The sequence below is a fragment of the Brachymonas moutaii (nom. illeg.) genome, assembly GCF_049977365.1.
Lineage (GTDB): Bacteria > Pseudomonadota > Gammaproteobacteria > Burkholderiales > Burkholderiaceae_C > Brachymonas.
In genome coordinates this window covers 195719-212992 of sequence record NZ_JBNGEN010000003.1, presented here as the reverse complement: position 1 = coordinate 212992, position 17274 = coordinate 195719, and the positions used below count along the sequence as shown (strand labels likewise).

Sequence of the window (17274 nt, the reverse complement as noted above, 5' to 3'; positions counted from 1 at the left end):
GCTGCCGGAAGTGCATTTCGGCGCTGCGGCCTGCTGCGAGCGCACGGCAGGGGCCCCTCTCCGAAAGGAGTAGCCGGCCCCCTTCCGCAGGGGAGCTGTGCCGCCACACGCCACAGGCTATAACCGGAGCATGACCGCCTCGCCCCCCTCTTTCCAGCCTCTCTCCTCCGCCAGCCTGCAGGACCGCTACGGCCGCACGGTGGACTATCTGCGCGTGTCGGTCACCGACAAGTGCGACCTGCGCTGCACCTACTGCATGCCCCGCCGGTTCCGGGGCTTCGAGGAGCCGGAGCACTGGCTCACCTTTGACGAGATCGAGCGCGTGGTGGCGGCCTTTGTGCGCATGGGCACGCGCCGCGTGCGGCTCACGGGAGGCGAACCGCTGCTGCGCCGGGGCCTGCCGGAGCTGGCGGGGCGGCTGTCCGCACTGCCTGGCATGGAAGACCTCTCGCTCACCACCAACGGCACCCAGCTGGCCCGGCAGGCGCAAGCCCTGCGCGCAGCGGGGGTACGCCGGCTGAACGTGAGCCTCGACTCCCTGCGGGCCGACTGCGTGCAGGCCATTACCGGAAGCGACTGCCTGCAGCCGGTGCTCGACGGCCTGCACGCCGCCCGGGACGCCGGATTCGAGCGCATCAAGATCAACATGGTGCCGCTCGAAGGGGTGAACGTGCAGGACATCGAGGCGATGGCACAGTGGTGCATGAACGAGGGTTTCGTGCTGCGGCTCATCGAGGCCATGCCCATGGGCGAGACCGGCCGCGCCGCCCGCGGACTGGCGCTCGGCCCGCTGCTGGCGCAGCTGCAGCCCCGCCTGGGCTTGCTGCCGGCCATCGAGCCGCTGGGCGGAGGGCCGGCCCGGTACTGGCGCAATCCGGCCACCGGATTCACGCTCGGCCTCATCACGCCCATGTCGCAGCATTTCTGCGCCACGTGCAACCGGGTGCGCCTGTCGGTGGACGGGACGCTGTACCTGTGCCTCGGCCAGGAGGACCGTGTGGAGCTGCGCCCGCTGCTGCGCGCCGGCTGCAGCGACGCCGAACTGGAGGCCACGCTGCGCGCCGCCATCGACCGCAAGCCGGAACGCCATGACTTTCTGGCCCGCCCCGAGAAGATCGTGCGCTTCATGTCGATGACGGGCGGCTGACGCGAGCGACTCCATCCCGCACTGGCCCGCGCGGACTCCCTGCCGCCCGGGCACGCGGGCCAGAAGGCTCCTCTATCATGCGGCCATGAATCTCGACCAACTCCCCAACCGCCACAGCCTGGCGAGCAAGCTGCTGCTGCTTTCACTGGTCTGGCTGGTGGCCGCCATGGTGTCGATCGGCTACACGCTCGTGCTGTCGTGGAAGCTGCAGGGCGGCGCCGCCGCCATCAACGACGCCGGCAGCCTGCGCATGCACACCTACCACGCCATGGAGCTGCTGAGCCAGAACCAGCCCCCGGCGGTGGTGGAGGCCGAGAAGCAGGAATTCACGAACACGCTCGACCGCCTGATCGCGGGGGATCCCTCGCGCCCCCTGTTCCTGCCCGACCAGCCCCAGGTGCGCGCACAGGCGGAGCTCGTGCGGCAGCAGTGGCACACCCACATGCTGCCGCTGCTCACGGCGGCGTCGGCCCAACGGCTGGGCAACGCGGCACTCGACACCGAGGGAGACCGCTTCGTGGGCCGCATCGACCAGCTCGTGCGGCTGGTGGAGATCGACAACGCCTCCAATACCGCACTGCTGCGCATCTTCCAGCTCACGCTCATCGGCATGGCGGTGGTCGGCTCGATCAGCATGATCTACCTGCTCTATCTCATGGTGATCCTGCCCGTGGACCTGCTCCACCAGGGCATGCAGCGCCTGAGTCAGGGCGATCTGGGAAGCCGGGTGGACATCGAGAGCCGGGACGAATTCGGGGCGCTGGCCTCGGGCTTCAACCAGATGGCCAGCCGCCTGCAGGGGCTGGTGCAGGACATGGAGCGCAAGGTGCGCGACAAGACCCACGCGCTCGAATCCAACAACCGGCAGCTCGGCGCCCTGTATGCGGTCACCACCTTCCTGCACCAGTCGCACAACCTCGAAGACATCTGCGCGGGCTTTCTGCGCCATGTGATGGCGCTGGTGCAGGCCGACGGCGGCAGCGTGCGTCTGCTCGACGAGGCTCGCGGCAAGATCGACGAGGTCGCCGAGATCGGCCTGCCCGAGGAGCTGCAGCACCAGGACGTCTGTGCCCGCGTGGACGGCTGCTTCTGCGGCCAGGCTGCCAACCAGACCGACGCCGTGGTGCACTTCTTCAGCGCCGAGGACCTCCGGCGCGCCGCTGCGTCCGATCCCGGCCCCAGCCCCGGCGAGCTTCTGCCTGCGGTGCTCCCCATCGTCCAGGGCGGTGCCGCAGCCGGCGAGGCAGGCCCGGCCGTGCGTCCCTGCGAGACGGCGGGCTTTCACGGCATCTCGGTGTTCCAGATTCGCAGCGGACAGCACAACATCGGCGTGTTCACGCTGTTTTTCCGCACCCCGCGCACGCTGGACACGGACGAGCGCCACCTGCTCGAAGTGCTGGGCAGCCACCTGGGCGTGGCCATCGACAACACCCGCCTGGCCGCCCGCGACCGGCAGCTGGCCGTCATGGAGGAGCGCAACCTCATGGCGCAGGGGCTGCACGACAGCATCGCGCAGTCGCTGTCCTTCCTCAACCTGCAGGTGCAGATGCTCGACACCGCCCTGCGCGACGGCGAGCTCGCGCAGGCGCAGGAGAATCTGGCCTTCATCCGCGCCGGCGTGCAGGAAAGCTACGAGGACGTGCGCGAGCTGCTGCTCAACTTCCGCGTGCGCATCAACCGCCAGGAGCTGCCCGAGGCCATCCGCACCCTGCTCGCCCGCTTCGAGCAGCAGACGCATGTGGCCACCCACCTCGACCTGACCGGCACGGGCCTGCCGCTCGACCCGCAGCAGCAGCTGCAGGTCATCTTCATCCTGCAGGAAGCCCTCTCGAACGTGCGCAAGCACGCCCAGGCCAGCCATGTCGACGTGCATGTGCGCAACGAGGCGGACTTCACCCTCACCGTCACCGACAACGGCCGTGGCATAGACTATGCGCAGATGCAGGAGCGCAAGGCCCGGCATGTCGGCCTGTCCATCATGCAGGAGCGCGCCAGCCGCATCCACGCCACCGTGCACATCACCCCGGCCCCGCAGGGCGGCACCCGGGTGGAGCTGGTGCTCCCGCAGCAACAACGCATTGCCACCTGACCATGACCGACGCCTCTCCCCTCCCCTCCGCTTCGTCCGATGCGCCCATCCGCATCCTGCTCGTGGACGACCACACCCTCTTCCGCAGCGGCCTCAAGGCCCTGCTGCAGCGCCAGCCCGACCTGCAGGTGGTGGGCGAGGCCGGCGACGGCCTCGAAGGGGTCAAGCTCGCCCAGCAGCTGCGCCCGGACGTGGTGCTGCTCGACCTCGACATGCCCGTCATGCACGGCCGCGATGCCCTGGCGCAGATGCTCGACACGCATCCCGATCTCGCCGTGCTGATGCTCACCGTCTCGGAAGACAGCGACGACCTGGCCGAATGCATGAAGATGGGCGCGCGCGGCTACCTGCTCAAGAAGATCGATGCCGATTTCCTGCTCGGCAGCATCCGGCGCGCCGTGGCCGGCGACAGCGTGCTCTCGCCCGAGATGACGGCCAAGCTCGTGCAGAAGCTGCGCGCCCCCGTCGTGGAAAGCGTGCCGCCCGAATACGAATCCCTCACCCCGCGCGAACGCGAGACCCTGACCTGGCTGGCCCGGGGCGCGAGCAACAAGCAGATCGCCCGCACCCTCGACGTGGCCGAGAGCACCATCAAGGTTCATGTGCAGAACATCCTGCGCAAGCTCGACCTGCACAGCCGCGTGCAGGCCGCCGTATATGCCGTCGAGCACGGCTACGACAAGCCGGCGGACGGTTCTGCCGGCTGAGGCTGCCCGGCTCTGCAGGAGCAGCGCTTCCGCCCCGGCGCACTGCGCATCGAGCACTGCACGGCGTATGTTCCATAGCCTCAAAGTGCAGCGGCTGCACGCCGTCTGCAAGTCACCCTCCCGTTCAGCAGGGATATGCCCGCAACCGGCTGCACCGCAGCATGGGGCCAGTGCTAGAGTGCCCCACAGTTCCTGCGGACGCGATCTGCGCACACCTGCAAAGGCCCGCCGACAGGACAACGGGCGTGTCGGCGCGCGGATCGGAAAGACCGCCGGACAGCGTTCCGAAGTCAGGGGCCCGAGGGTTTCGGCAGTTCATGAGTCCCCCGGTCCGGCATGATTCCAGGAGTACGCCGGCCACGCCTTCTTTTTCCAAAAAGGAGACCTTCATGTCTTATGCAACCGTCAACCCGTACACGGGTGAAACCCTCAAGACGTTCCCCACCGCCACCGACGCCGAAGTGCAGGCCGCCATCGACCAGTCGCATGCCGCGTTCCTCGACTGGCGCAAGACATCCTTTGCCGAGCGTGCCACCATCCTGCAGAAAGCCGCCGACCTGCTGCGCAAGGACGCAGACCGCTACGCCCGCCTGCTCACCCTGGAAATGGGCAAGCTCCTGACCGAGGCCCATGCCGAAGTCGAACTCTCCGCCAAGATCCTCGAATACTACGTGCGCAACGCCGAAGCGCTGCTCAAGCCCGAAAAGCTGCCGGTGCTCGACGCTGCCGAAGGCGACGCCGTGCTGGTGCATGAGCCCCTGGGCGTGCTGCTCGCCATCGAGCCCTGGAACTTCCCCTACTACCAGATCGCCCGCATCCTGGCGCCCCAGCTCTCCGCCGGCAACACCATGCTGCTCAAGCATGCCTCCAACGTGCCGCAGTCCGCTGCCGCCTTCGAGGCACTGATGCGCGAAGCCGGTCTGCCCGCAGGCGCCTTCATCAACCTGTACATGGCCCACAGCCAGATCGAGCTGGTGCTCAACGACCCGCGCGTGCACGGCGTGGCCCTGACCGGATCCGAAGCGGCTGGCTCCATCGTCGCCGCTGCGGCCGGCAAGGCCCTCAAGAAGTCCACCATGGAACTCGGCGGCGCCGATGCCTTCGTGGTGCTCGCCGATGCCGATCTGGAAAAGACGGTCAAGTGGGCCGTGTTCGGTCGCCACTGGAACGGCGGTCAGGTGTGTGTGTCCTCCAAGCGCATGATCATCGTCGACGAGGTGTACGACCGCTTCCTGGCTCTGTACCGCGAGGGCGTGGCCAAACTCGTGGCCGGTGATCCGCTCGACCCTGCCACCACGCTTGCACCGCTGTCGTCCCAGGGCGCTGCCGACGAGCTCAAGGAAAAGATCGAATTCGCCATCTCTCACGGCGCACGCGCCGAGCAGGTGGGTGCGCCGGTGCCCACGCAGGGCGCCTTCGTGCAGCCCACCATCCTGACCGAGGTGGGCGAGGACAACCCGGTGTACTCCATGGAGCTGTTTGGCCCGGTGTCGATGCTGTTCCGTGCCCGCGACGAGGCCGATGCCATCCGCATCGCCAACGACTCGCCCTTCGGCCTGGGCGGCTCGGTGTTCACGCGCGACACGGCCCACGGCGCCGAAGTGGCAGCCCAGATCTCCACCGGCATGGTGTTCGTCAACCACCCCACCAAGGTGGAAGCCGACCTGCCCTTCGGCGGCATCCGCCGCTCCGGCTATGGCCGTGAGCTGCTGGGCCTGGGCATCAAGGAATTCGTGAACCACAAGCTCATCGACGTGGTGGACATCGACGCCCCGTTCTGAGCAGGGTCGGCGCGATCGGTGCCTCTCCAAGAGGTGCCGACCGCCGTCCCCCGCCATGGGCCGCAGACCCCATGACGGAATAGCCGCATGGCCTCGTCGTTCGAGGCCATTTTTCGTTGGGGAATTCCGTGCGATGCAGGGCGCCCCTCCGGCATCGCACACAGGGCATGGAAGTGAGGTGGGGCGTGGCTGTGCCGCAGGCCCTGCTGAAGGAGATGGAGCTGCGTCCAGCCCCAGGTGCACCACCGCATGGAATGCGCCCGTGTACAGCGGGCTGTACACATCCCTCACCCCCATATCGTCCCTTGCGTTGCACTGCAGGCCCCTATGCAGTAGATTGAGGGCAAGACGCTGCGGCAAAGCCTCCCGACAATCGTTGAGGGCAGACCTGGGGCCCAAAGGTTCCGTTGGTGGTCAGGGGAGCCCACCACGCAGCGTCCACGAGGCGATCCAGGTGTCGCCTCATTTTTATGATCACCTCAAGGAATGGAGTGAGGGGGCAATCGGATGCCTGCATCGACAGAGAGCGGGAGCAGCCATGGCTGGATCGCAAGGCACTGCAAACCCTTGGGTGCTGGGCCGGCTGCAGGTTCGATCGATCGGGTAGAGTGGCCGCAGTTCGAAAGCCACACCCTGAACCTGCATCTCTCGACCGTGGGCAAGGCCATCATGCACTGCCAGAAGGTTCAGGGCAGGACGATGCGGCACATGCGCGACCTGCCGCTGTGGGTTTCCCGGGTCTGATGCCCGGATCGTGTTCTCCCGCATGGCCACCGAGGCCTGGCACGTCCTCCTTGCCACCTTGCAGTCCTGTGACTGATCCTTTTTTGCCCTCCTCGACCAGGAATCTTCCATGCGCTGTCATCAGGCTCTGCACCTTCCTCGCTCCATCCTGCTGCAGGCCGTGCTGACGAGTTTCCTCGGCACCGCGCTGGGGCTCGCAGCTGCCCCTGCACAGGCCCAGAGTCCCGCACCCTCGACCTGGCAGGGGGTGTGGCGCGGCACCATCGGTCAGGCTCCGGTGCAGGTCTGTCTGGACCGGGATTTCGGAGCCTACTACTACCTGAAGCACCTGAAAATCATTTCACTGGGGCCGCTCGACCGCCCCACGAACAGTGCCACGCTCCCGGTGTGGAGCGAGTCCCCGTACGGCCGCACACCTGGCAAGGGGCCGCTGTGGCGCATCACCCCACTGAACGACCATCATCTGCAGGGGGTCTGGCAGAGCGGCTCCCGCACGCTGCCGCTGCGGCTGCAGCGCGTCCCGGTACCGCAGACAAGCACCTCCGCCGGCGAGTCGCCCTGCGGCAGCGTGGCCTTCAGCGCGCCCCGCTACACCCGCCCGGTGGTGACGACACGGCCGGCCACCCTCATGGGCCGGACCTACACGCGCGTGCAGGTCGATCCCGGCAGGCAGTTCGAGGACTCGTCCATCGAGACCTTCCAGCTTCCTGGCGACTCGCCCGAAATCCGCCGGGTGAACGCGGCACTCTCCCGGCCAGTGCCCCGCAGCCGGGAGGATGCGGCCCATTTCGCCTGTTCACGGGCCGCGCTGGGACAGAGCGGACTCGACGGCGCGATCTCGACCACGCTGACCCCACTGATCCTGACCCCGGGCTGGCTGGTGGTACAGAACAGCACCTCCGTCACCTGCGGGGGCGCTCATCCCAGCGCCGGGGTGGATTACCAGACCTGGGACCTGCGGCACGGCGCGGTGGTCGATCTCTATTCATGGTTCACCGCCACGGCCCTGCACAGGCAACGCTCCAGACCGCCCGCCGGCGCTGGCGCTGGCACCGACAGGGAAGCAGATGCCTTCGATCTGCCCCCCACCTACACCCCGGCGTTCCGCCGGCTCATCGAGGCCGCCTATCCCCGCCACGATGCCGACTGCCGGGACGCGGCACGGAGCACCACGTTCTGGAGCCCGCACCTCACGGCCAGAGGCATGGCCTTCACGCCCGAGATGCCCCATGTCGTGCAGGCCTGTGCCGAGGATGCGGAAATTCCGTTCGCGCGCCTTGCGCCCTCTCTCACCCCGGCGGCCAGACGCACGTTCGAGGCGTTTCTGTCCGAGGTCAGGGCGGCCGGAGGCCGATAGCCCCGCCTCCGGCGGGTGTGCGCCCCGACCGCGCCTCAGAACTTCTCCGGCACCATCATCTCGGGCGGCACGGGGTGGCGCTCGTAGTCGAGGTGATGCACCCGCTCGGGCAGGACGATCTCGGGGCGGTCGATCTCGTAGTAGGGGATCTGGCTGAGCAGGTGCTCGATGCAGTTGAGGCGGGCCTTTTTCTTGTCGTCGGCCTGCACGACCCACCAGGGCGCCTCGGGGATGTGCGTGCGCTCGAACATGTCTTCCTTGGCGCGGGTGTAGTCCTCCCAGCGGCGCCGGCTCTCCAGGTCCATGGGGCTGAGCTTCCACTGCTTGAGCGGATCGTAGATGCGCCCGAGGAAGCGGGTGTGCTGCTCGTCGTCGGAGATCGAGAACCAGTACTTGATGAGCTTGATGCCGGAGCGCACCAGCATCTTCTCGAACTCGGGCACGTCGCGGAAGAACTGTTCGAGCTCGTCGTCGCTGCAGAACCCCATGACCCGCTCGACACCGGCGCGGTTGTACCAGCTGCGGTCGAACAGCACCATCTCGCCGGCTGCCGGCAGATGGCTCACGTAGCGCTGGAAATACCACTGCGTGCGCTCGCGGTCGCTGGGCGCGGGCAGGGCTGCCACCCGGCACACGCGCGGATTGAGCCGCTGCGTGATGCGCTTGATGATGCCGCCCTTGCCGGCCGCATCCCGCCCCTCGAAGATCACGATGAGCTTGTAGCCGGTGTGCACCACCCAGTCCTGCAGCTTGACGAGCTCGGCCTGCAGCCGGAACAGCTCGCGGAAGTAGGTTCTCCGGGCTTCCCTGTAGGCATCGCTGTCGGTCATCACCTGGGCCAGGCGGTCGATGTTGCGGTCCTCCAGCTCCATTTCGAGCTCTTCGTCGTAGCCGTCGAGCAGGTCGCTCTGCAGGCGCTGGACCAGTTCTTCCTTGTTCATGTCGCGGGGTCTCCTCGTGCATCCGGCCCTCCGCGCGCACAGGGGGCCAGTCTGTGTATTCCGGTCTTCGAGGGTACCGCAATCATGTGACAGTTCGATGCCGGCTGTGCCGAGCCGCTCCACGCCCCTGGCGCACCCCAGGCTCCAGCCGTCAGGGGATAATGCAGCGCATGGCGGCCCGTGCCGAGTCCCCTTGCCCCGGGCCGCTGCGCAGGCGGACATCGTCTGCTCGCCCCCTGTCTGTGTCCTTCTGCCGCACACACGCTGCAGCCCCTTGCCGGTGCGTGCCCTGCACGCCTGCCACCGCCGCTTCCTTGCCCATGTTCGATATTGCCGTTGCCTGTCTCGTCGTCACCGCCCTGTTCGCCTACGTGAACGAACGCTGGATCCGCCTGCCAGGCACGGTGGGCGTGATGACGATCGCCATGGTGCTCTCGCTCGGACTGGTGGTCACGCACCATCTGGGGTGGGAGTTCGCCTACCGGCCGGTGACGGCCTTTCTGAACGACGTGGACTTCTCCGCCATGCTGATGGACGGCATGCTCTCGCTGCTGCTGTTTGCCGGAGCCCTGCACGTGCGCTTCGACCAGCTGCGCAGCTACCGGCTCGCGGTGCTGGCCCTGTCGATCGTGGCCACGCTGGTGTCCACCGTCATCGTCGGCTGGATCACCTGGATGCTGGCGGGCTGGGCAGGGCTGCCGCTGTCGCTGTGGTACTGCATGGTGTTCGGCGCCCTGATCTCGCCCACCGATCCGGTGGCCGTCATGGGACTGCTGCAGCGCTACAAGGCCCCGGCCAGCATGTCGGTGACCATCGCGGGCGAATCGCTGTTCAACGACGGCGTGGGCGTGGTGCTCTTCGTGCTCTTCACCCGCATGGCCGTGAGCGGACAGAGTCCCGACATGCAGGGCATCCTGCACACCGTGGGCCAGGAAGTGGGAGGCGGCCTGGCTCTGGGGCTGGCCCTCGGGCTGCTGCTCAACCTGCTCATGCGCAGCATCGACAACTACGTGGTGGAGGTCATGCTCACGCTCGCGGGCGTGCTCGGGGGCTACCAGCTCGCGCTGCACCTCGAATGCTCCGGCCCGCTGGCCATGGTGGTCACCGGCCTGCTCGTGGGCAACGCGGGACGGGCCTCGGCCATGTCCGAGCTGACCCGGCAACACGTGGACATGTTCTGGGAGCTGATGGACCAGATCCTCAATGCGGTGCTCTTCGTCTTTCTGGGGCTGGAGCTGCTGCTCATCCCCTTCAGTCCTCAGCTGCTGGGGCTGGGCGCCTGCGCCGTGGGAGTGGCGCTGCTGGCGCGCTTCGTGTCGGCCGGACTGCCCACCTGGGCCTTCGGCCGTTGGCTGCGCCTGCCTCCCGGCTCCTGGAAGGTGCTCACCTGGGGCGGCGTGCGCGGCGGCATCTCGGTGGCGCTGGCCCTCTCGCTGCCGGCCGGAGAGGCGCGCTCGGCCATCCTGGCGCTCACCTACTGCGTGGTGGTGTTCTCCCTGCTGGTGCAGGGCATGACCATGGGCGGCGTGCTCCAGCGCACCCTGCAGCAGGATGCCTGACGACGCGCTCCATGCTCCCTCTCCGATCCGACTCCCTGCCATGACCCAGCCCGATTCCCGCCCCGACGCTCCTGCCCTGGAGCCCGAGTCTGCCCACCATCCCGATCTGCCGCGGCGCTTCGGCCGCAAGTTCCAGCTCGGCATCGACCAGGCCGCCCCCGCCGACATCGATGCCCGCATCCGGGATTCGGTCGAGCTCACGGGCACCACTCCCTGGATCCTGATGTCGGCCATCCTGATCGCCTCGATCGGGCTCAACGTCAACTCCACTGCCGTCATCATCGGCGCCATGCTCATCTCGCCGCTCATGGGGCCCATCATCGGCATCGGCTACAGCATGGCGGTGTACGACTTTGCCCTCATCAAGCGCTCGGTGTTCAACCTGCTCGTGGCCACAGGCATCAGCCTGGCCGTCTCGGCGCTGTACTTTGCCATCAGCCCCCTGCGCGAGGCCGGCTCCGAGCTGCTGGCACGCTCCTCGCCCACGCTGTGGGACGTGCTCATCGCCTTCTTCGGCGGCATCGCCGGCGTGCTCGGCATCACCCGGCGCGAAACCACCAACGTCATTCCAGGGGTGGCCATTGCCACGGCGCTCATGCCGCCCATCTGCACCGCCGGCTACGGCCTTGCCACCCAGCAGTGGCACTTCTTCGGCAACGCGCTCTACCTGTACTTCATCAACTGCGTCTTCATCGCCCTGCCCACCCTCATCGCGCTGCGGCTCATGCACATGCCCGCGCACCGCTTCATCGACCGCCGCACCGAATACCGCGTCAAGATCGTGCTGTGGCTCGTGGCGCTGGCCACCGCCCTGCCGAGCGCCTGGCTGGCCACCCAGCTCGTCAACGTGGAGCTCTACAAGTCGCGTGCCCGCCAGTTCGTGGCCCAGCAGTTCAGCTTTCCGCTCAGCCACGTGACGGACATCCGCGTCACGCCGGCAAGCCGGGCCATCGAGGTGGCCCTCATCGGCTCCCCCGTCCCCGAGGCCACGCTGGCCCAGATCCGCGACCGCCTCGCTGCCACGCCCCTGCGCGGCAGCACCCTCAAGGTCTACCAGACCGACCGCCTCCAGCCCGACATGGGCTCGCTGCGATCCACCCTGCTGCAGGACATCCAGCGCGACACCGCTGGCGTGGTCCAGGGGCAGGAAGAGGCCCTGCGGCAGATGACCGAGAAACTCCAGCAGACCCAGAGCCAGCTCGACCGGCGCAACGCCCTGACCCGGCAGACCGATGCGATGGTGCGCGAGCTGCGGGCGCTGTACCCGTCCGTGTCCAACGTGTTCCTCGGCGAAGGACTGTTCCTGTATCCGCAGGGCACCTCCACTCCGGCCTACGCACTGGAAGTGCGCACCGAAGCCCCCCTGCGCGAAGCCGACCGCCAGCGCATCATCGACTGGTTCAAGGCCCGCCTCGGCCAGACGGACGTGCACGTCCACTTCACGGTCGGCCCGGCCATTGCCCCGCCCGCATCCCCGGCCTCGGCCGCCTCTGCGTCGACGGCCGCAGCGTCCGGCATCCGCCCATGATGCCGCCCTATGGGCGAAGACTGCCCCTGCCCCGCATCGGGCCGCATGGGAGGCCATGTGCAGCGGTGGGGCTGCGCGCGGTAAGCTAGCGCCTTTGCCTGCGTCCGTCTGCCTGCCATGTGCGCCGATTTCACCCATACCCTCAGCGACTACGATTTCGACCTTCCTCCGGAGCTCATTGCCCAGCACCCCGCTGCCGAGCGCAGCGGCTCGCGCCTGCTCGACGGCACAGGCGAGCAGCCCGTGGATCGTCAGTTCCGTGACCTGCCCGGCCTGCTGCGGGCAGGCGATCTCATGGTCTTCAACGACACCCAGGTGGTCAAGGCCCGCCTCTATGGCCGCAAGCCGAGCGGCGGACGACTCGAACTCCTGGTGGAGCGGGTGCTGCTGGAGCCGGGCGAGCCGTACACCGTGGCCGCCCACATGAAGGTGAGCAAGAAGCCCGCACCCGGCACCGTGCTGGACATGGACGGTGGCTTCACCGCCACCCTGCTCGGCCGCTGGCCCCATGAAGACGGCCCCATCTTCCGCTTCCGCTTCAGCGACGACCCCTACACGCTCATGGCCCGCCACGGCCATGTGCCCCTGCCGCCCTACATCGCCCACGCCGACGACGAAGAGGATGAGCGCCGCTACCAGACCGTGTTCGCACGCCAGCCCGGTGCCGTGGCTGCCCCCACGGCGGCCCTGCACTTCGACGAGGCCATGCTGGAGCGGCTCGATGCCCTGGGCGTGCAGCGTGCCAACGTGACGCTCCATGTGGGTGCCGGCACCTTCCAGCCGGTCAAGACCGAGCGCATCGCCGACCATGTGATGCACCACGAACGCTACCAGGTCCCCGAGACCACCATCGCCGCCATCGAGGCCTGCCGTGCCCGCGGCGGGCGGGTGCTGGCCATCGGCACCACCAGCGTGCGGGCACTGGAGAGCTGGGCCGCCACCGGCGAGACCGTGGGCGATACCGACATCTTCATCACCCCGGGCTTCCAGTTCCGGGTGGTCGATCTGCTGCTCACCAACTTTCACCTGCCCAAGAGCACGCTGATGATGCTGGTGAGCGCCCTCTCGGGACATGCGCACGTCATGGCGCTCTACCGCCATGCCATTGCCGAGCGCTACCGGTTCTTCAGCTACGGAGATGCCATGCTGCTGGCCCGCCAACCGCAGGCCCAGGCATGGGCACAGGCACAGGCACTGCAGCCACAGTCCTGATCCCGCACGGGGCGGCCGCTGCGCACCGCTGCGGTGCCTGCCGCCCCGAACCGTTGCCCTGCGCCAACGGCCCGCACGGCAAATGCAACGATCGGTAATTCCTGGCGGCTTCTGCCCGCTTTCCGCGCAGCCCGCCGACCCAGTGCGGTGCACGGCTGGCACAATCTGACATCCATTGCACAGGAATTGCTCACATCATGGTCGGTCTGCTCGGGCGCCTTCTGGCGTCCCTCGTCATCTTGTTCTCCTTCAGTCTGCTGGCCGCCTGGGCCTGGGACAAGTCCGACCACGCCAGCCGCGCCCACCCGCCGGCCCATTTCCAGACCGTGGCCGATTCGCACACCCCGCAGGAACAGCCCTGATCCTGCACGGCCGGGGCAGGAATCCGCACTCCCGCCCCCTCCCTGAGCAGGGAGCACACGACACCCTCCTGGCCTGAGCCTCCTGCGGCCTGTCGCCGCCAGGAGCCGGCAGGGCAGCACGGGCCTGACTACAATCTCGCCCATGCTGCAATTCGAACTTCTCTCCACCCACGGGGCTCAGGGCATGGCCCGCCGTGGCCGCATGACGCTCACGCACGGCGTGGTGGAAACCCCCATCTTCATGCCCGTGGGCACCTATGGCACGGTCAAGGGCGTCATGCCCCGGAGCCTGCACGACATGGGCGCCCAGATCATCCTGGGCAACACCTTCCACCTGTGGATGCGGCCGGGACTCGACATCCTGCGCCAGTTCGGCGGGCTGCACGCCTTCGAGAACTGGCACAAGCCGATCCTCACCGACAGCGGGGGCTTCCAGGTATGGAGCCTCGGCGAGATGCGCAAGATCAGCGAGGAAGGCGTGCGCTTTGCCAGCCCCGTCAACGGCGACCGCCTCTTTCTCACGCCCGAGATCAGCATGCAGATCCAGACCGTGCTGAACTCGGACATCGTCATGCAGTTCGACGAATGCACGCCCTACGAGACGCGCGGCCACATCACCACCGAGGCCGAGGCCCGCGCCTCGATGGAGCTCAGCCTGCGCTGGGCCCGTCGCTGCAGCGACGAATTCGCCCGGCTGGAAAACCCCAACGCCCTCTTCGGCATCGTGCAGGGCGGCATGTTCGAGCACCTGCGCCAGGAATCTCTCGAACAGCTCGTGGAAATGGACTTCCCCGGCTATGCCGTCGGTGGCGTGAGCGTGGGCGAACCCAAGGAAGACATGCAGCGCATCACCGCGCACACCCCGCACCAGCTCCCCGCCCACAAGCCCCGCTATCTCATGGGCGTGGGCACACCGGAGGACCTCGTGCACGGCGTGCAGCATGGCGTGGACATGTTCGACTGCGTCATGCCCACCCGCAACGCACGCAACGGCCATGTGTTCACGCGCTTCGGAGACCTCAAGATCCGCAACGCCCGGCACAAGACCGACGCCCGTCCGCTCGACGAGACCTGCACCTGCTATGCCTGTGCGGGCGCAAGCGGAGTGCCCTATGCCGCCGGGGGACGCGATGGCTTCAGCCGTGCCTATCTGCACCACCTCGACCGGTGCGGCGAGATGCTGGGCCCCATGCTCACGACCATCCACAACCTGCACTACTACCTCCACCTGATGCGCGAGATTCGCGAAGCGATGGATGCAGGTGCCTTCGAGGCCTGGGTGGCACGCTTCCACGCCGAGCGCGCACGGGGCGTCTGAAGCCTGCCCCCGCCCGGTTTGGGGGCGGCGTGGTCCGGAAGGCTGTGGGTCAGAGGCCCGATTCGCGCTGCGAGCGCACCACCAGCCCGCAGAGCATGGCCAGCAGACAGATGCCCCACAGGTAGTACATGCCGCCTATGGGGCTATGGCGCGACAGCACGGTGATGAGCGGAAAGGTCACGCCCCCGCACACGGCATAGCACACGTTGTACGAGAACGAGACCCCCGAGAGCCGCACCGGCGCCGGAAAGCTGCGCACCATGGCGGCAGGCACCGCAGCCGCCATGCCGGTGCCGGCCCCCATGAGCACATACCAGAAGGCCACCGTCCCCCACGCCATGTGCCCCAGTCCCGTGTAGTAGAAGGTGCAGGCCACCAGCTCCAGCAGGCCGACGCCCAGCAGGGTGTTGCCCACCCCGAATCGGTCGCACAGTCCCCCCACGAGCACACAGCCGACCGCGCCCGCCACAATGGCCCAGCTCTGCAGCGTGAACGCAGTGGCCCGCGGCACATGGAAGGTGCCGCTCATGAGCTGCGGCGTCGACAGCAGCGCCACCATGATGCAGGCAGTCAGCACCCAGGTCAGCAGCATCGAGAGCACCACGCCACCGACGTGCCGGGTCAGCACCGCCTTGAGTGGGATGCCCTCGCAGAGGGCGCGCCGGGCCTGCATCTCGCGGAACACCGGCGTTTCCTGCAGCCAGCGGCGCAGGTACATGGTCACCAGCCCCAGCACCCCGCCCAGCAGAAAGGGCAGCCGCCAGGCCCCGTCATGGATGTCCGCCGGCGAGAAGCTGCGCTCCACCCCGAGCGCCACCAGCGAGCCGATGAGAATGCCCACGTTCAGCCCCGCGCACAGCACCCCGTTGGCCAGCCCCACATGCCGCTGCGGCACGTGCTCGGACACGAAGGTCCAGGCCGCCGGAATCTCGCCCCCGATGGCCACCCCCTGCAGGATGCGCATGGTTAGCAGCAAAAGCGGCGCCGCTACCCCCACGGCCGCATAGGTGGGCAGCAGCCCGATGGCGAAGGTCGGCAGCGCCATCAGCAGGATGGAGAGCGTGAACATGCGCTTGCGTCCCAGGCGGTCGCCGAAGTGCGCCATCACGATGCCCCCCACGGGCCGGAAGAAATACCCTGCCGCAAAGATGCCATAGGTGGTCAGCAGGGCCCAGAACGGATCGAGCTGCCGCGGAAAGAACAGCTCGCTGATGAGCTTGGCGTAGAAGACGAAGATGATGAAGTCGTAGAACTCCAGCGCCCCGCCCAGCGAGGACAGGGCCAGGGTCCGCATGTCCGAACGATCGAGCATACGGTGGGAGACGGTGGCAGGGGCTGAGGTGGCGGACATGGTGGGTTCCAGAAAAGCGGGCAGACGCCCGAAGCGCTCGGCGCCGCCTTGCCAGGCTGCGCCGGCGCGCAAGGCGCCACAGGGACGCCGGCCGCAGGCTCAGACGCGCTGCGTCAACACCCCGCGCTCGATGGCGTCGATGAACAGGGCCGCCACGTTGCAGCCCTTCTGGACCTGGATTTCCTGGAAGCAGGTGGGGCTCGTGACGTTGATCTCGGTCACCCGGGTGCCGATGATGTCGAGCCCGATGAGCGTGAGCCCGCGCGGCGCAAGCACCTGCCCGATGGCCCGCGCAGTGGTCCGGTCGGCCTCGGTGAGCGGCTGTGCCACGCCCTTGCCGCCGGCGGCGAGATTGCCCCGCACCTCGTTGCCCTGCGGAATGCGGGCCAGGCAGTAGGGCACGGGCTCGCCGTCGATGATGAGCACGCGCTTGTCGCCGTCGACGATCTCGGGCAGGTACTTCTGCACCATCACGCTGGTGCGGCCGCCCTGGTTGAGGGTCTCGATGATGCTGCCCAGGTTGAGTCCGTCCGCCCGCACCCGGTAAATGCCCATGCCGCCCATGCCGTCGAGCGGCTTGAGGATCACGTCCTGGTGCTCGGCATGGAAGGCGCGGATGTCGGCCGGATTGCGCGTGACCAGAGTCGGCGCAATGTACTGCGGAAACTCCATGATCGCGAGCTTCTCGGGGTGTTCGCGCAGCGCGCCGGGCCGGTTGAACACGCGCGCGCCCTCTCGCTCGGCCTGCGAGAGCATGTGGGTGCAGTAGAAGAACTCGCCATCGAAGGGCGGGTCCTTGCGCATGATGACGGCATCCATATCGCACAGCGCCACGCGCCGGCGGCGGCCTGCGGGTTCGGCCTCGGTGAACCACAGCGGCTTCTCGCCCGTGAGGGTGATGTCGCGCACCACGGCGCTGATCCTGCCGGTGGCGCTGTGGCTGTGCGCGGACCAGTGCAGGTCGCGCGGCTCGCAGGCGCTCACGGTATGCCCGCGGGACTGTGCCTCGCGCATCATGGCGTAGGTACTGTCCTTGTAGATGACGAAGGATTCGAGGGGATCGGCGACGAAGAGCAGTTTCATGCCGGCAAGTGTACGCCGGGCCCTTCGGTCCCGCGCACTCCCGCGCCATGCCCTGCCGGGAGTCAGGGGCACACGGAGCCCCACACAAAAAAACC

The 17274-nt window shown here is 67.8% G+C and carries 14 protein-coding genes; 11 read left to right on the top strand and 3 right to left on the bottom strand.

Annotated elements, in window-relative coordinates:
- Positions 1-130: 130 nt before the first annotated feature.
- The 6 genes from moaA (at position 131) to ACP2WS_RS05950 (ending at position 7825) form a co-directional block, all read left to right on the top strand.
- Positions 131-1147: a GTP 3',8-cyclase MoaA gene (gene moaA, locus ACP2WS_RS05975; RefSeq protein WP_426459938.1), complete on the top strand. Its 1017-nt coding sequence runs from the start codon at positions 131-133 to the stop codon at positions 1145-1147.
- An 85-nt stretch (positions 1148-1232) separates the two neighbouring features.
- Positions 1233-3236 (top strand): type IV pili methyl-accepting chemotaxis transducer N-terminal domain-containing protein, encoded by a 2004-nt coding sequence (locus ACP2WS_RS05970; protein ID WP_426459937.1) that lies wholly within the window; start codon positions 1233-1235, stop codon positions 3234-3236.
- Positions 3237-3238: 2 nt separating this feature from the next.
- Entirely contained in the window at positions 3239-3943 is a 705-nt protein-coding gene (locus ACP2WS_RS05965) for a response regulator (protein ID WP_374491969.1), read from the top strand.
- Positions 3944-4332: 389 nt separating this feature from the next.
- Positions 4333-5724, top strand: a complete 1392-nt coding sequence (locus ACP2WS_RS05960) for an NAD-dependent succinate-semialdehyde dehydrogenase (protein WP_426459936.1) — start codon at positions 4333-4335, stop codon at positions 5722-5724.
- Between the two features lie 567 nt (positions 5725-6291).
- Positions 6292-6468 carry a hypothetical protein gene (locus ACP2WS_RS05955; protein ID WP_426459935.1) on the top strand — a complete coding sequence of 59 codons (177 nt, stop codon included), beginning with the start codon at positions 6292-6294 and terminating at the stop codon, positions 6466-6468.
- A 109-nt stretch (positions 6469-6577) separates the two neighbouring features.
- The gene (locus ACP2WS_RS05950; protein WP_426459934.1) at positions 6578-7825 is read left to right on the top strand and encodes a hypothetical protein; all 1248 of its coding nucleotides are present in this window, start codon (positions 6578-6580) and stop codon (positions 7823-7825) included.
- A 35-nt stretch (positions 7826-7860) separates the two neighbouring features.
- Here ACP2WS_RS05950 and ppk2 read toward each other — a convergent pair whose 3' ends face one another.
- A complete protein-coding gene (gene ppk2, locus ACP2WS_RS05945; RefSeq protein ID WP_374491975.1) occupies positions 7861-8766 on the bottom strand; it encodes a polyphosphate kinase 2 in 906 nt (301 codons plus the stop codon).
- Between the two features lie 320 nt (positions 8767-9086).
- On the opposite strand from ppk2, the gene ACP2WS_RS05940 reads away from it, so the two are divergent.
- The 5 genes from ACP2WS_RS05940 to tgt all read left to right on the top strand — a co-directional run bounded on the left by ACP2WS_RS05940 (position 9087) and on the right by tgt (position 14745).
- Entirely contained in the window at positions 9087-10325 is a 1239-nt protein-coding gene (locus ACP2WS_RS05940) for a cation:proton antiporter (protein ID WP_426459933.1), read from the top strand.
- A 40-nt stretch (positions 10326-10365) separates the two neighbouring features.
- Positions 10366-11853 carry a DUF389 domain-containing protein gene (locus tag ACP2WS_RS05935; RefSeq protein ID WP_426459932.1) on the top strand — a complete coding sequence of 496 codons (1488 nt, stop codon included), beginning with the start codon at positions 10366-10368 and terminating at the stop codon, positions 11851-11853.
- 117 nt (positions 11854-11970) lie between these two features.
- Positions 11971-13065 carry a tRNA preQ1(34) S-adenosylmethionine ribosyltransferase-isomerase QueA gene (gene queA / locus ACP2WS_RS05930; RefSeq protein WP_426459931.1) on the top strand — a complete coding sequence of 365 codons (1095 nt, stop codon included), beginning with the start codon at positions 11971-11973 and terminating at the stop codon, positions 13063-13065.
- 197 nt (positions 13066-13262) lie between these two features.
- Complete coding sequence (locus ACP2WS_RS05925) at positions 13263-13427, top strand: hypothetical protein (RefSeq protein ID WP_374491979.1); 165 nt, start codon at positions 13263-13265, stop codon at positions 13425-13427.
- 142 nt (positions 13428-13569) lie between these two features.
- Complete coding sequence (gene tgt, locus ACP2WS_RS05920; protein ID WP_426459930.1) at positions 13570-14745, top strand: tRNA guanosine(34) transglycosylase Tgt; 1176 nt, start codon at positions 13570-13572, stop codon at positions 14743-14745.
- A gap of 49 nt (positions 14746-14794) precedes the next feature.
- Here the strand turns inward: tgt and ACP2WS_RS05915 are convergent, their stop codons facing one another.
- Positions 14795-16096 carry an MFS transporter gene (locus tag ACP2WS_RS05915; RefSeq protein WP_426459929.1) on the bottom strand — a complete coding sequence of 434 codons (1302 nt, stop codon included), beginning with the start codon at positions 16094-16096 and terminating at the stop codon, positions 14795-14797.
- 99 nt (positions 16097-16195) lie between these two features.
- Complete coding sequence (gene gshB, locus ACP2WS_RS05910) at positions 16196-17179, bottom strand: glutathione synthase (protein WP_374491982.1); 984 nt, start codon at positions 17177-17179, stop codon at positions 16196-16198.
- Positions 17180-17274 lie beyond the last annotated feature (95 nt).